The organism is Ensifer sp. ENS02 (genome assembly GCF_014851885.1).
Taxonomy (GTDB): Bacteria; Pseudomonadota; Alphaproteobacteria; order Rhizobiales; family Rhizobiaceae; genus Ensifer; species Ensifer adhaerens.
Map to the genome: position 1 here is coordinate 1 of NZ_JACVAO010000038.1, position 13,767 is coordinate 13,767.

At 57.7% G+C, this 13,767-nt stretch carries 13 protein-coding genes and 1 pseudogene; 8 read left to right on the forward strand and 6 right to left on the reverse strand.

Annotation, left to right across the window (positions count from 1 at the left end; genetic code table 11):
- Positions 1-224 precede the first annotated feature (224 nt).
- Positions 225-656 (forward strand): hypothetical protein, encoded by a 432-nt coding sequence (locus IB262_RS35040; protein WP_089046201.1) that lies wholly within the window; start codon positions 225-227, stop codon positions 654-656.
- Between the two features lie 797 nt (positions 657-1,453).
- On the opposite strand, the gene IB262_RS35045 is transcribed toward IB262_RS35040, so the two are convergent.
- Complete coding sequence (locus IB262_RS35045; RefSeq protein WP_051659462.1) at positions 1,454-2,071, reverse strand: response regulator; 618 nt, start codon at positions 2,069-2,071, stop codon at positions 1,454-1,456.
- A 429-nt stretch (positions 2,072-2,500) separates the two neighbouring features.
- Positions 2,501-2,722, reverse strand: coding sequence for a BON domain-containing protein (locus tag IB262_RS35050; protein WP_082566427.1), 222 nt, complete (start codon positions 2,720-2,722; stop codon positions 2,501-2,503).
- A gap of 265 nt (positions 2,723-2,987) precedes the next feature.
- On the opposite strand from IB262_RS35050, the gene IB262_RS35055 reads away from it, so the two are divergent.
- The 3 genes from IB262_RS35055 to IB262_RS35065 all read left to right on the forward strand — a co-directional run bounded on the left by IB262_RS35055 (position 2,988) and on the right by IB262_RS35065 (position 4,560).
- Positions 2,988-3,230 carry a DUF1236 domain-containing protein gene (locus tag IB262_RS35055; RefSeq protein ID WP_234798887.1) on the forward strand — a complete coding sequence of 81 codons (243 nt, stop codon included), beginning with the start codon at positions 2,988-2,990 and terminating at the stop codon, positions 3,228-3,230.
- Positions 3,231-3,369: 139 nt separating this feature from the next.
- Positions 3,370-3,525 (forward strand): DUF3309 family protein, encoded by a 156-nt coding sequence (locus IB262_RS35060; RefSeq protein WP_034798754.1) that lies wholly within the window; start codon positions 3,370-3,372, stop codon positions 3,523-3,525.
- A complete protein-coding gene (locus IB262_RS35065) occupies positions 3,526-4,560 on the forward strand; it encodes a DNA topoisomerase IB (protein ID WP_060609823.1) in 1,035 nt (344 codons plus the stop codon).
- A gap of 1,348 nt (positions 4,561-5,908) precedes the next feature.
- Here IB262_RS35065 and IB262_RS35070 read toward each other — a convergent pair.
- Entirely contained in the window at positions 5,909-6,400 is a 492-nt protein-coding gene (locus IB262_RS35070) for a ferritin-like domain-containing protein (protein ID WP_034798750.1), read from the reverse strand.
- 582 nt (positions 6,401-6,982) lie between these two features.
- Here IB262_RS35070 and IB262_RS35075 point away from each other — a divergent pair.
- Positions 6,983-7,156 carry a DUF1328 domain-containing protein gene (locus tag IB262_RS35075; RefSeq protein ID WP_112772201.1) on the forward strand — a complete coding sequence of 58 codons (174 nt, stop codon included), beginning with the start codon at positions 6,983-6,985 and terminating at the stop codon, positions 7,154-7,156.
- 243 nt (positions 7,157-7,399) lie between these two features.
- Here the strand turns inward: IB262_RS35075 and IB262_RS36325 are convergent.
- Positions 7,400-7,590, reverse strand: a pseudogene (locus tag IB262_RS36325) (hypothetical protein).
- 487 nt (positions 7,591-8,077) lie between these two features.
- Between IB262_RS36325 and IB262_RS35085 the strand changes: the two are divergent.
- Together IB262_RS35085 and IB262_RS35090 are read left to right on the forward strand one after the other, a co-directional pair.
- Positions 8,078-10,024 (forward strand): ATP-binding cassette domain-containing protein, encoded by a 1,947-nt coding sequence (locus IB262_RS35085; protein WP_246802839.1) that lies wholly within the window; start codon positions 8,078-8,080, stop codon positions 10,022-10,024.
- 120 nt (positions 10,025-10,144) lie between these two features.
- Positions 10,145-10,405 carry a DUF982 domain-containing protein gene (locus IB262_RS35090; RefSeq protein ID WP_112772817.1) on the forward strand — a complete coding sequence of 87 codons (261 nt, stop codon included), beginning with the start codon at positions 10,145-10,147 and terminating at the stop codon, positions 10,403-10,405.
- Positions 10,406-10,581: 176 nt separating this feature from the next.
- Here the strand turns inward: IB262_RS35090 and IB262_RS35790 are convergent, their stop codons facing one another.
- Complete coding sequence (locus IB262_RS35790) at positions 10,582-10,767, reverse strand: hypothetical protein (protein ID WP_210337865.1); 186 nt, start codon at positions 10,765-10,767, stop codon at positions 10,582-10,584.
- Here IB262_RS35790 and IB262_RS35095 point away from each other — a divergent pair.
- Entirely contained in the window at positions 10,753-12,411 is a 1,659-nt protein-coding gene (locus IB262_RS35095) for an adenylate/guanylate cyclase domain-containing protein (RefSeq protein WP_210337866.1), read from the forward strand. The two genes, IB262_RS35790 and IB262_RS35095, sit on opposite strands and share 15 nt — an antisense overlap.
- 219 nt (positions 12,412-12,630) lie before the next feature.
- On the opposite strand, the gene IB262_RS35100 is transcribed toward IB262_RS35095, so the two are convergent.
- The gene (locus IB262_RS35100; RefSeq protein ID WP_034798743.1) at positions 12,631-13,518 is read right to left on the reverse strand and encodes a hypothetical protein; all 888 of its coding nucleotides are present in this window, start codon (positions 13,516-13,518) and stop codon (positions 12,631-12,633) included.
- Positions 13,519-13,767 lie beyond the last annotated feature (249 nt).

Below are 13,767 nucleotides of genomic sequence, written 5' to 3' on the forward strand. Positions count from 1 at the left end.
ACCGAAATCAATCACCCGTAACAGCAACCAGGCAACCGGAATTCGATCGCACCCGTTGTCCGCGACTTAGCGAAACGCTTGTCCGCGACTTGCTGAAATGAATGTCCCGATTTACCGAAATCCGCAGGCGCCGTCGCGCAAACTGACCGCCCTATGGCATTTTTCGCGCATTTCCGGGTCCTGGTTACGATACACCCGTCTCTTCTGAGGATCCGCGGTCGGAGATGGCGGAGCACGAACGTGCCCGCCTCATCGACGATCTCGTGCTTATGCCGAGGGCGGTTAAGGACAGCGGGCTGGAAAACCAGCATCCATATCCCGCGCTAAAGAAGGGAATCTGGTGGCTCGAAATGCACCTCTTGGAGGCAATATTTTTCTGCTCATCTTGTTTTTCGTCGCAGGCACTCTCGTGCAGCGGGCGATGGGACACGATTACCCGAATGAAGCTCTGCTCGCTCAAACCTCCGCAGCACCATATCGCTCCCAGCATACAGCGGACCGGCCGCTCGTTTCTGCCGCCATTGGGAACCTTTGGCGACGGCAGCGATTGGATATTCGTTGTCCCGGCCTGGCGGGTCGAAGGGATGATGACCTTCGAGCCGAGGACGGCATTGACGGAAATGGCAATGGAGAAACGCGATGGCCGAGCAGCTTGATGAACGAGGCGAACCCGAGAGAACGACCCACGGCGCTAGCCGGACGAGGTTCTCGGCGCGGGAAACCCGTCAGGCGGGAATGGGTGTCCGTGTTTTCCTGGTGCTTGCCGCAAGTCTTTTCCTGGCGCTGCTCGCATGGGGATTTGTAGAATGGAGCCAGCCGGACGCCAGTCAAACAGGATCGGTAGAGCCCTCGCAACAGGCTCCGATGGAAAAGCCGCGGAGCACTGAACAGCTTCCGAGCACCGAGAGCCCGCAAGGCACGGTTCCGACAGACCGCACCCCCACCCGGCAGTCAGGCTCGGGCGCACCGAGGGAGAATTAACCCCAAACGATACCAACAGGTAAATGGGTACGAGGCCGCGCGGGTTCCGCTCATAGTCGAATTGACCCCGACATAGCCTTGAAGGGTCTGCGCCCCGGCCAGGGAGGGGCCAGGCAAATCTTGCGGTTGCGGCGGAGGACTTGCGGACGTTGTGCCGGATAAGGTCATCGCGTCGTTGGATGCGGTCAAAGTCCTTCGAAGCTATGACGCGGTATTCGCCGTCAAGCTCGATCGAACGCGCAACTTCTCGGAACCAAGCACAGTGCACCTTGTTCTCCTCATGAAACGAGGAGCAAGGACGTGAACCCTCAACCCCGCGATCCGGGCGAGCGATTGCCGCCTGTACCACCGCCGAACGAGGGGCCGCGCCCGATCAGGGAGCTCGACCCCGAAGACATGCCGGATGAGAAGAGAACGCCAAATCCGGCCGCCCATTCACACCCATCACGGCTTTCGCACCGCGTCAAATGTCTTAATTCAGTCCATACGGGCTCTCGTCATGGATGGCCGCCAATAAATCGTGCAACCAGGCATCGAGGCCCTGAGACCTGCGCCTTGTCCCGGCTAGCGCGATAGCGCGCTCAAGCGTACGCTCAACGAGCAGGTCGGCGGCCTCGGGAGGCGCTCCGGCCATCAGGAGCCGCGCCCTGTAGCGCAGCTCCGGTATAAGTTCACAGACCGATTGATCGGTTAGTCCGACATATAGTGGCGCCAAGTTTGACAGATTTTGGAGGTGTTGCTCAAAGACAGCATTTACGAGATCCGACGCGCCTGCACACTTGCTTAACCGTGCGGCCGACCGGAACCGTTCGGGCACGCTCATGTCGTCGTAACCACTAAAAAAGACCACGGGTACCGATCTGAGCGCGAGTTCGTCCGCCACGGGAAAGATCAGCTCGCCATTGAGGTTAATATCCAGAACAGCAACTTGAACGTCGAAAGCCTGAGCAAGGCTCTTCAACGTTTCTTTTACTGTGGGCGTTGGGCCAATTATTGTCGCACCGGCCTTTTCGAGCCAAAGTGCGATATCATTTGCGACAAAAAATTCGTCCTCAGCAACTAGCACCCGCAATTGCTGCAGGTCCGGCATCACAAGCCATCCTTTTGCATTCTGACCACCTCAGTGTTTCCGGCGCGAGGGCCTGCTGATCGATTTCGTCGCCTGCCGTTTGTCCAGGGCTCGTTGCAGCCTAATGGCAAGGATCAGCAATCGATCCGGTACGTCATCAACTGGCACCGCATCGCTCTCGACCGGTCGGGACGCCACACCGCCTACCAGCAACTCCTCGTTTTCATCCTCGGCTTTTTTTCCCGGTGCCATCGTCTCAAACCTTGGTTATCCGAATGCCGCTCTTTCGGTCGTCCTCGCCGCCTATGGCGGCGCTTAAGAAGGATACGCTGTCGACAGCGAGAAGCCAAGCTTCCAAGCCCCAGGACATCCTGCGCTGGCAAATGGGTCACGAAAAGTCAGCGAGCGTACCGGGCATCCGATGAATCCGAACGCCGCTCGCCGCTGTGGTCAGGGGCGCTCGAACGAATGCGGCTGTGCGACCTTATCAGGTGGGTTGCCCAGGGGCACGGTCACCGTCTTTGTCGTTGAGCGGACCCGTAAGTTGTTCTGAACGTGGGGAACTCCGGAGAACAATTCGGCACAATCTTCAGCCCGGTGTTTGGCCTGCCTGCTCGATACTTCCCACGCAAGCGTCACCTCGCCGCTAGCAACCGCTACGTCGGAAGACATCGAGTCCCGACGGTCGCGGTAGCGGCATCCAATTGCTTCCTCGCGTTCATCCTCCTTGTCTAGCAGCTCTTCCGAGAGCTCCCACCTTCAAGACGCTGAAGCAGGTGCTCATGACGCCAGGACTTTAAAGCCGCTGCTGTGACCTCTCGCGTCGAAGAGACATCGTCACCGACCTTTGGCGTCAGGCGGTATGCAGCCGCTCCGGGAGCGCATTGGAACCAAATGCTCTAAAACGGGTTTGAGGGAACAACTAGGAGAGCTGATCATGAAGAGAACCGTCATGGCGAGCTTGCTGGCGAGCCTGTCTTTCGGCGGCGGCGCCGTTGCGCAAACTGCAACAGTCATCGTACCGGGCGAAGCTCAAACCTACCTACTTGACCAGAGCAGCCCTTCGGACGTGTATCAAGGCGACATCGCTGTAGGCACCCGTCTGCCTGATACCGTCGAAATCCAAACGTTTCCTGATCAGCCGGACTATGGATATGTCGTTCAAACGACCAAGGGGTGATGATCAATCGGCAACGACGCGCGGTGATCGCGATCCTTAAATGACCCTCCTCCCGAGTTTCGATGCTAGAGCCCCCGCTCGGCAAGTACGGGGGCAAACCGACGAAAACGACTTTATCGCTGTGTAAGGAGACCGCAAAATGCTTGGAACCGTACTTTTAGTCATTCTCATCCTGCTGCTCATCGGCGCTTTTCCGGCCTGGCCCCATTCATCCGGCTGGGGTTACGGTCCGTCTGGCGTTCTGGGTGTGGTGGTGGTCGTTCTTGTGATCCTCCTTCTGATGGGACGGATCTGATTGAGCCGGCGGGAAAGTCCGCAGGTAGGCGATGGCGCCGACCTCATCTACGTCTCCGACACTGAACCGGGTTACACCCGGTTTCGTTCCTCAAGCGGCTTTGTCTATCGGCGTCCGAACGGTGAACAGCTAAAAGATTCCCGCGTTCTTGCCCGTATCCAAGCGCTTGGCTTGCCCCCAGCTTACGAGAACGTCTGGATCTGCATGCAGCCAAACGGTCATCTGCAGGCGACAGGTTATGATGCGCGTGGTCGAAAGCAATATCGATATCACCAAGCATGGCAGGAGATGCGAAGCAACGCCAAATACAGCCAGCTTCCAGCTTTTGCTAAAACGCTCCCCCGCCTGCGACGCCGGATCCGCAAGCATATGGAGGGGCCTGTGGACGACCCTTTCACCGTACTTGCTGCCCTTGCGGCGCTGCTCGACCACGCGCCCCTTCGCATTGGAAACTCGACATACGTGAAGGAGAACGGGAGCTATGGCGCCTCAACCCTTCTTAAGCGCCACCTCAAGATTACCGACGATAGCATCGAGCTCAACTTCAAGGGCAAGGGCGGGCAACGTATCCGAAGACGGCTGAGAAATCCGCGACTGCAACGCTTACTTGAGGGAATCGCCGAACTCCCGGGTCGCCAGCTCTTCGTATCCGTGGGGCAAGACGGAAAACCCGAGCCAATCGAGTCGGGGCGCTTTAACCGCTATCTCGCAGAGATCAGCGGGGCGCCAATTTCGGCCAAAACGTTCAGAACTTGGGCTGGGAGCGTCGCCGCATATTCTGCCGCTCGCCAAGCATTCGCTCAGGGTCGACGCCCGACGATCAAAGAAATGTGCAACGCGGCGGCAGAGGCGCTGCACAACACGCCGGCCGTTTGCCGTAAGAGCTACGTGCATCCGGCAGTCCTCGCTCTGGCGCAAGCCGAGCAGAAAATCCCGCGGGTAAGGCCAAACGCAAAAGCCGTACCCGGACTTCGCGCCGACGAAATGCAGTTCCTGCGCTTTCTTAATTGGCTCGCCCGGCACGCACAGGGTTAGGGCTGTCCATTGTGCCTAAGTCTGCGGATAATGGCAGCCTCATCAGATTTCCAAAGCTTGCCGCAGAGTCTGGTCGATCAGCTTCTGCACCAGAAAGCCCATTTTGCGGTAAGACTCGCGTGCCGAAACTCCTGCGGCGCCGCTTATCGAGTTGTTTCAGTCCGGGCCGCATAGCCTGAAATGACCAGGCCTACTCTCAATGCGCGGTGGTTCAAGTTTTGGATTGCTCTGTTCGCGATCCCGGTGAGTGCATCTTCTTGGCTCGCGCGGGGGAAAGCAATATCGCAAGCCGCGGCAGTACCTCCCCCTTTTCTGCTGCACCTTCGGACCGCCGTCAGCCAATGCCGGTTTGTCGGCTAGGCTCCTCTACCCCAGTCGCGACCTTCGAGGCCAGTGAGGATGCTCTCGATCAATATCGCTCAACGACAATATCAGGACTGCGTGCGTGCTAACGTCGACGACGACGAGGCGACGAAACTTCGCTCCCAATCGCCCTTTCGTAGATGGTTCCTCATTCGGGGAAGCCGCGGCGCAAATCGCTGGAACGAAACTGTGGTTTGTATGTTTGGCTGGCCGAGGAGTGCACGGAGATGCGCATGGACACGTCGGCGCGAGATGTCAGCCCGCACAACACACCGGATTCCGATGCAGACGGCGTCGTCTGGCCGAAGAAACCGTTTGGCTCGGTCAAAGCTGATGACTGAGTGAGCTCGGGCTTTAGATCGACGGCATCACAGTCGGCCAACGAATGCTCAGCGCTTGTAACCGGAAAACGCAAGAAGCTTGTCCGTCTACAATCTCATCTGGCAAGGTTCACCGAATGCACGGACCGCGCCGACGGAAGGTAGACAGGAGCTCGGCTCGCCGGCACCTCTTCGATAAAGGAGGTTGAAAAATGCCCATGCTATTACGTTTTCTCATCTGGCATTTGTCGTCTGGATTTGCACTGGGAGCCCTCACCGCACTGGTAATCGCCGTTAGCTTCCCGCACGCGCTCGGTCATGATCGTGCGATCGAGCCCGTTGCTCTTTTCCTAGATATATGCCTTCGGGGCGTCGTTTGCTCTCGGCAGCCTCGGCACCGCGCTCATGGGAAAGATCGATTGATTTCGTGGCGCCGAGCCGAGTATCGTCGCGCTTAGCGACGCCCAGTCCTGGTTCGAGTATTTTCCGAACCGGCGATTGTAGTTTCGACGCTGATGCTTGTGTTGCAGTGGATATTCTTGCGCTATCGCGGCTCGCCCAAATCAAAGAAGGTCGACGCGGCAAACCATCAGATCACAAAAGACTAGCTGTTACGGGGTCTGGGGGCGAAGGGCGCATCGGCCCTCCGCCTAGAATATCGTAAGTTAAGCTGCAGCCTTAATATTTGCAGCGGACAAAGCCAACTTGCTCAAAGCCTTGTCAGTCGCACCCTCTTCCTGAAGGGTCTGATCGAGCAAGGCGACGGCGGCGTCCAACCCAAGCTGCTTGGCCCAGGTCTTCAGGGTGCCATATCGCGCAATCTCATAGTGTTCGACCGCCTGGGCCGCAGATATCAGCCCGGCGTCAAGGGCCGGACTTCCCTTGAACTCCTCGATGATTTCTTCGCCTTCGGCAATCAGGCCTTGAATAGCTTCACAGGTTTTACCCTGTGCGCGCTTGCCGATAATCTCGAAGACCTGTTGCAAACGCTCCACGTGGCCTTCCGTTTCATCGCGATGCTTTTCGAAAGCGGCCTTGCTATCAGGGGATTGCGCAGCCCGCGCCATTTTAGGCAGTGCCTTTAGTATCTGCCGTTCGGCGTAGTAAATGTCCTTCAACGTTTCGTGAAACAGCATGTCTAAAGTCTTCTCCGGCATGGCAACCTCCTTCGCCTTGGTGGGGAGCGGTTCTAACACCGTCCGGCTTCAAAGGTTCCGCAGTGGAACAAAAAGCACGAGTCGCTCTTTGAGGGGTTTACGCAAACCTCAAAGCCGGGTGATCCGCCAAACAAAGGATACGTCGGCAATCACGGGAAAGAACCAATCGATCTCGGGCAGTGGCGAGCCGGTTTCAGCGGACGTGCCAAGATCATAAATCCGGTCTCGCGGAATTCACTGCCGCCTTGGTTTGCCCGCTTGGACGGCTGCCCGCCGGAACGGACCAAGCCGAAGGAGAAGTCGTCGCGGCAGTTGGCATGGCTCTTCGCGCGATAGAGGAGCGCATAACACTCCGCGAAAAATGGCTGACGATGCGCGCGGCAGTGACCGTACTGCCGCCGCGAGAGCCAGTAAATCGGCGGGCGGAAGAGAGAGCAGGGATGCCGCGGCCTTGCGGCCTGGATTGGACCAGGAGTTTGCACCGATCCGGCGTGACGTCACAACTTAAAGGCGCCTGGAACAATACTCACGGCTGCGGGTTCAATGCCCAGATGATTCGTTTCGGCCGTCGGGGAGAAACATATGCTAAAGTGGGCTATTATATTTTTTGTAATCTCGGTCATAGCAGGCTTGCTTGGCTTCTCGGGTGTTTCTGCAGCAAGTGCTGGTATAGCGAAGATCCTCTTTTACGTCGCTCTGGCGATATTCGTGCTGTTTCTCGTCCTTGCCTTCATGGCAGGAAGCATTGCCTTCTAGCGCGAAGGTTCTGCGCCGAGGACGGCGCAGAACCTTGTCCTGAGACCTGAAGATTGTGAATTTGGCTGTTACTCGGCGCGATCCGGCTATTTTTCGTCAAAGCCCACATCCCATTATTTTTCGAAGTATTATGGCCCGGCGCCTGACGATGGCCTATCCTTAGACCCGGTCACGCAGTTGGTTTTGCGCTTGCAACGCCGCTGCTTTTCCGTCCGCCTGCGAAGGAACGCATTGCCCTTCGCTTCAACTTTTTGTCTTCAACGCATCGGATGGACGCTCCGGTTCGCGGTTGTTTTCGCCCACGGCGTCGCGATCGGAATCTGGTCCGTCTTTCGCTGGGAGATACCCCCGAGGTCTGCTCTCCTCCGGGCCTCCCAACGAGGAGACTGGTCGGTGGTGCCCGGTGCACCGTTTTTCGGTTTGTCAATGCCCATATGCCACTCCTCTCCTCCCACCCAACCAGAAAGCGGCGCACAGGTTCCGTGCCACGTCCCGTGGGACAAATCAGGTTTCACGACGAGAAGCGCGGTCTCCCCGCCTCAACAGAAACTGCGCCCGCTTGCCGGACACTTTCGAAAAATCCGCTGCGCCGAAGTGGAGGACCGATTCCCGCAGGGAAGCCTCTGTAACTCGTCCAGCAGCCTCAGTTGATAATCTGAACGACACTACGAGTGCCAGTGTCCAGCACCGCGCGGTTGCCGACTACGACGTAGCGATACTTGATGTCTGGCCTCCGATGTTGAACTCACGTTCCGGCGTCGCCGCTTAGCTATCGGCCCTACGGCGAGTAGGCTGCCGGCCTTAAGATCCTCCTGATCACCTGTCGCGACCAAATCGCTTGCAAGGACCCTGCTTTTCGTCGGCCATCAGATCATCAGCATTTGACAAGTCCGATCCTTACTCCAATTCAGGAAGATGAGCTTGAGTGAAGTCGTGCGCGGCAAGGCGCATCGGGCAACAGCACGGTTTAAACGGTTCTTCGGCGAGAAACGGCGGCGCCCAAGCAGCCCCGTATCCTCGATGCGTAGCTTCTGGGGGCTGTTGCTCGCTTACTGGCTCTCTAATCGCTGGAGAGACGCTTGGGGCCTGACCATTCTCATCCTGCTGCTTACCGGATTGTCGGCTCAGGCAAGCGTATGGTTCGCGCTGACCTCAGGCGAATTGGTCAATCGGATCGCGAATTTCCACCACCCTACGGTACCGACAACGCCTGCGTCGCTTCTAAAGACCGCAGCGACGCTTGCTGCGATCGCGATCACAAGGGACGCGGGGTTTACTGCGGTCCGTCACTTCCTTTCGACCAGCCTACACCGAAAATGGCGCCAGTGGTTGGATGAACGCTTCAATCAGGCACTTCTCGATTCCAGTCACACCCACTTCCACTTGCAACAAAATGTCTTTGGTGGAGCGGGTGAAGGGAACACGTCATCGCCGGACAACATCGATCAGCGGGTGCAGGAAGCAATAAAGGGCATGACCGGCGGTGCAATCGGTCTGGGCATCGGCATCGCCGGGGTGGTGCTATCGCTCGCGTTCGTTGGCGGTAAGCTGATCGAAACGTCGAGCCCGATCCGAGGGCTTGACGTTCTTGGGGGCTACGGCAGCGCCTTCCTGACGCTGCTGGCGATTGCGATCTACGTGCCCCTCAACACATTCATTGCGGCCAAGCTGGGAGGTATCCTTCAGGGTCTGTCTATACGCATTCAATCGGCGGAAGGCAGTTATCGCAGCGAACTCAACCAGTTCTTGCGCCGCAGTTTTCACGTTGCGGTTATCAGAGGGGAGCCAGCGCAAAAGGCGCTCAATGTGCGCCGGTATCAAGATATTGACCACACATGGGCGAGGCTCAATCGGATTACCGCCGGCTATATGGGCTTTGAGCTGGTGCATAATTTCATCGGCTCACGCATCGTGGCCTACGCGCCGGGCCTGCTTCCCTATGTCGACAAGACCATCAGCCTACAAGACTATGTCACCGGTGCCGAACTAGCGACGGCCCTCATCAACGAATGCTCATGGTTTATTCATGCGATGCCTGACATCGCGACACTGCGGGCGGACGCGCGGCGCATAACAGAGCTTGCGGAAGCGATAGAAACGGTGCAGCGACCACAAGACTACTATGCTCAAAGTGGACCCGCCGCGTTTGAATATACCATAGCGGAAGCCGTAGAAGGCGGCTTGACCATCCATTCGGTCGAGCTCCTCCATATTGGTGAGGACGAGCCCTTTTTGACCGCCATTGAACTCAATTTCGCTCCGGGCGAGTGGACTTTGGTGATGGGTGAATCGGGGAGTGGAAAGACCTCACTTCTCAAGGCGATAAACGGTCTTTGGCCGCACGGTCGGGGCAAGATCACGTTGCCGGACGGTTTGCGAACTCTCTTTGCGGCCCAGGAGGTCAAACTACAGGGCGTTTGCCTGAAGGATCTCGTCTGTCTTCCGGATGACGCCCGTGAGCATAAGGACGCTGCGGTTTCCACGGCGCTTGAAGAAGCGGGGCTCCATGAAATTTCTGGGGAGCTCTTTGATGAGGGACGCGAGGGGCAGCAGTGGGACAAGCTGTTGTCCGGGGGTGAAAAGCAAAAGCTTGTTCTTGCGAAAGTCCTGTTGCTGAAGCCGGGTTTGCTCTTCCTTGACGAGGCAACAAGCGCTCTTGATGGGCAGGCGGTGCAAGCGTTTTATCAAGCGATCAAAGAGAATTGCCCGGAGGCGACGGTTATTGCCATTATGCACGATACCTCCTCGATCCAATCGGAGGGCGGAATTGATTTCTTCGATAGCGTGCTGGTGATTGAAGGAGGCATTGCTGAAAAGATGTCTATTTCGGCGTGGCGTTCTGCGCAGACGAACGCCCCACTTCGGTGATGCGGCAAGGCGTCGGCGGCACGTGACCATCGTGGCGAACCCGTGTCTCTCAACTACCAAAGCGATGGTTGGAACAATGCTTCCCGCTAGACGTTCTGTGCCGAACCGGAGTCAACGCAAATGCAAACCACCATTTGGGATAATCCTGTCAGGATTGGCGTGAATGGCGAGCGGTGTATCCACGGACCACAGGATGCCCTGCAATATCTGAGTGAGTTGCCCCAGGGCGGATGGTTCTATGAACGCGCAAGGAATCGCTGCCATGGCGCATTAGAGCGCGGCGAAGCGCTGGATCTGTCACGGAAAGCCTTCATTGGCGCAGCGATTGAAGGTTCATTCCCGATCCTCGATGACGACGTTCCTGCTATTCGGGAACCCTGATCACGAGTGACGGCGATTTTGCCCCTCGCCGTCGACTTTAGCTCTTCCCATCGCTCGCGCGAAATTGACCTGAGATCATTGACCACCTGAATATCGGCGAACAGACCGATGAGCAATTGCATGGGCTTTGCCTGGCGGCAAAGTGGGCTTGCATTTCCTGATCGATTTAATCGCGTTCAGATCCAAAGGTGGGCCAGATAGGGGCATTCGACCCAGGGTGAATCAAAATCGATCACGGCGCCCGTTCCGAATTCGAGTACTTCACGCTTCCAGATCTTTTCGACCAGCACAGTCTCCAAATCAAGAGATGGCCGCAGAGGCGTCGCTGGGCTATTGTCGAGCCTCTCTTGGCGCAGCATCATGGGCGTCTCTTCAAGCTGACGGGCGATGGCCTGATCGCCGAATTCGGTTCCGTCGTCGAGGCTGTAGCCTGCGCCGCTGCGGTTCAAAAGCAATTGCCTGATTGGCAGGCGCGAATACCGGCTGAGCGCCGGATTGTCTTGCGTATCGGCATCAATCTTGGCGACGTACTGGTGGATGATCAGGACCTTTTGGGAGACGGTGTCAACGTGGCGGCCCGATTGGAACAGTGTTGCCCGCCAGGCGGTCTCCTTATCTCCGGGACAGTCTACGACCAGCTCTCTGGGAAACTCGACTGTCGGTTCGAGTTCGCGGGCGAGCAGCGTCTGAAGAATATTTCACGGCCGGTGCGGACTTACAGCTTGGTATTCGACAACGTCCTTGAGGGTGCGAAAGTCGCCTGGGCGTCGAGCGATAGACCTACGGTGGCGGTTTTGCCGTTCGAAAACATGAGCGGCGATCCCGAACAGGTCTATTTCAGCGACGGTATCAGCGAAGACATAATTACGGAGCTGTCGCGCTTTCGCGAGCTCATGGTCATCGCGCGAAACTCTTCCTTCTCGTTTCGGGGGAAAAATGTGGACGCTCGCGAGATAGGGCGTTCGCTCGGGGTTCGATACCTCGTCGAGGGCAGTGTCCGTCGCGCAGGCGAGCGCGTTCGCATCACGGCCCAGCTCATTGATGCTGGAAGCGGTGCCCATTTCTGGGCGGAACGATACGATCGCGCACTGGAGGACGTCTTCGCCCTTCAGGAAGAAATCTCCCAGAGCATTGTCGCAATGGTGGCCCAACGAATTATCCAAGATAGCGAGGTGACAGCCCGGCGACGTCAGCCGGAAGACATTCGGGCCTATGACCTCTTCCTCCAGGGGAATAGATTTTCCGACGTATTCACGCCTGAGGCCCAAGCACGTGCGCAAGCACAATTCGAAGAGGCACTCCAGATCGATCCAGGCTTTGCCCGCGCCCATGCGGGCCTCGCCTGGATTTATCTCAATCGTTCGGTCGAGATGAGCGTCGGAGTACCACGAGAGAAGGACGAGAACCGGATCGAGGCGTTTCGCCAGGCCAAAGAAGCACTGGCGAAAGACCCCAACGATGCCCGGGTGCACTCCACCTTCGGATACATGTGCTTGATGTGGCGCGACTTCGAGCGGGCCGAGCGGCATTTGGGCCTTGCCCGGACCCTAAACCCTAACGATCCGCTGATCCAGATTTTCTGGGCCTGGGTCCAATCGTGCATCGGAAAGCCCGAACTGGCTCTGCACGCAGCCGAGATTGCTTTTCGACTCAACCCATGCCACCCGCCCTGGTATAATTATTATCTTTCGCACATCATGTTTCGGCTCAGGCGCTACCAAGAGGCGGCCAGTCTATTGGAACAACTAATACTGGACGCAGCAGGCCGGCGACACCCGCGGTACATGGCTTTGCGCGCGGCTGCCTTCGGTCACTTGGGGCGTCTCGAAGAGGCGCAGCAGTGTGGCAAGGCTTGCATCGCAGCAGTCAGCGCGTTGTGGCAAGGCGATCCGGCTGCCGGCCCAAGCGAACATGTAGATTGGCTCGTGGACGCTTTGTATCTCCAAAGGGCCGAGGATGCAGATCGACTGCGTGAGGGCCTGCGCCTCGCCGGCTTACCGGCTTGAGTATCAAGTCTGGCGATGGCTGGCCCGACCAAAGGAGAGCCTAATCGCCCTGTCAAGGAGCACTTCGCAATTCAGTGGCCGCGGCAATGCCATTCGAGAGCTTCCGCCCGTCACTCGGGTCGGACAGTCCGAGCGATCGAAACTCGCTCCCGGGCTGTGCCTTATTCGACACGCCAGCGAAGCCGGGCGCGTTGCCTGAAACCCGGCTGCGAAGGCCCTCTACCGGCAATCGTCACCATTGCCTTGCGCGACCAATTCACCTTCGCGAAACCTCAAACAGTCGATCGAGCTGCCTGCATTCAGGATGCGGACTCTGTATGGACTGGACATGACGCTGATCATGGTTCCACCCGTTGGCCGCCTGCACTGGTGCGCTGAACCGGTCCACATGCACTCCATCTCTTCGGCGCTTTCAAAAATGGTGTAACCATTTGCCTGAAGTGCACGCTGGACGTTCTCCCGCACGTTTAGTGAGACGGAGTTCTCATTCTCCTCGCGCGGATCGCTCCTTTCGGTCGTGGGTGCCTTTGCCTCCTGCCGTTCGCGTTGCTGTTCCTTGAGGATTGCGATCTCGGCCTTGGCTCGCTCTGCCGCGGCTTCCGCAGCGATCGCCCGCCGCTCCGCCTGCTCCGCCCTTTCGGCTTCGCTTTCAGCGCGTTCAGTGGCTTCACGCTGCGCATTTGTTGCGGCCTCGAGTTCGTTGACACGGCTTGTCTCAACGCCATTGAATATCGCTTCAACCGCAGCCGTTTGCGCCAAACACTCATCGACAAGCGCGGAGACACGGGACCGGGCCTGCATCGGGCTATTCACAAGATCGGCAGAAAACTCCTTCTTCAGGGTTTCGGCATTTTCCTCGGCTTCGGACGTTTCAACCCTGCTGCGCATGAACGCGAGCGCGCCACTCACAGCGTCCCGCGCGTCGGCAAATCCGTCGACATAGCTCTCGTAGCTCCTGCCTGCTTCCAATCGAGCCGCGCAAGACGCAAGCTGAGCGACGATATCTGCCTCTGCGGTTGCGGCCGAAACCGTTTTTGGAACGAGGAACGCGGCAGCAATCAATGCTGTGCAGACACCAGTCCCTGCAGTGGTCAATTCATCACCCATTTGCTCAGATAACGAGATCCTGGAAATAAGCGGCGGAAGAAGGAAGCGGCGCGAAAGATCATGGACCGATCTTGCTTCGCCGGTTTGTTCCTTAAAACTTTATTCTGGCGCCACCCAACACAGCGAAGCTATCTTGAAGATCGGCGGTCTCCTGGTCGAGCGAATAGGTCCGGGCTCCAAGGTAGAGTTCCGTCTGTAGATAGTCGAGGTTCTGGACAATCTGCGCGCCGAAGGAATCGCTCTTGCTGC

Coding starts and splice junctions, on each gene's coding strand:
- IB262_RS35040 (WP_089046201.1), top strand. CDS start 225: ATGGCGGAGCACGAACGTGCCCGCCTCATCGACGATCTCGTGCTTATG.
- IB262_RS35045 (WP_051659462.1), bottom strand. CDS start 2,071: ATGCCGGACCTGCAGCAATTGCGGGTGCTAGTTGCTGAGGACGAATTT.
- IB262_RS35050 (WP_082566427.1), bottom strand. CDS start 2,722: ATGTCTTCCGACGTAGCGGTTGCTAGCGGCGAGGTGACGCTTGCGTGG.
- IB262_RS35055 (WP_234798887.1), top strand. CDS start 2,988: ATGAAGAGAACCGTCATGGCGAGCTTGCTGGCGAGCCTGTCTTTCGGC.
- IB262_RS35060 (WP_034798754.1), top strand. CDS start 3,370: ATGCTTGGAACCGTACTTTTAGTCATTCTCATCCTGCTGCTCATCGGC.
- IB262_RS35070 (WP_034798750.1), bottom strand. CDS start 6,400: ATGCCGGAGAAGACTTTAGACATGCTGTTTCACGAAACGTTGAAGGAC.
- IB262_RS35075 (WP_112772201.1), top strand. CDS start 6,983: ATGCTAAAGTGGGCTATTATATTTTTTGTAATCTCGGTCATAGCAGGC.
- IB262_RS35090 (WP_112772817.1), top strand. CDS start 10,145: ATGCAAACCACCATTTGGGATAATCCTGTCAGGATTGGCGTGAATGGC.
- IB262_RS35790 (WP_210337865.1), bottom strand. CDS start 10,767: ATGATGCTGCGCCAAGAGAGGCTCGACAATAGCCCAGCGACGCCTCTG.
- IB262_RS35100 (WP_034798743.1), bottom strand. CDS start 13,518: ATGGGTGATGAATTGACCACTGCAGGGACTGGTGTCTGCACAGCATTG.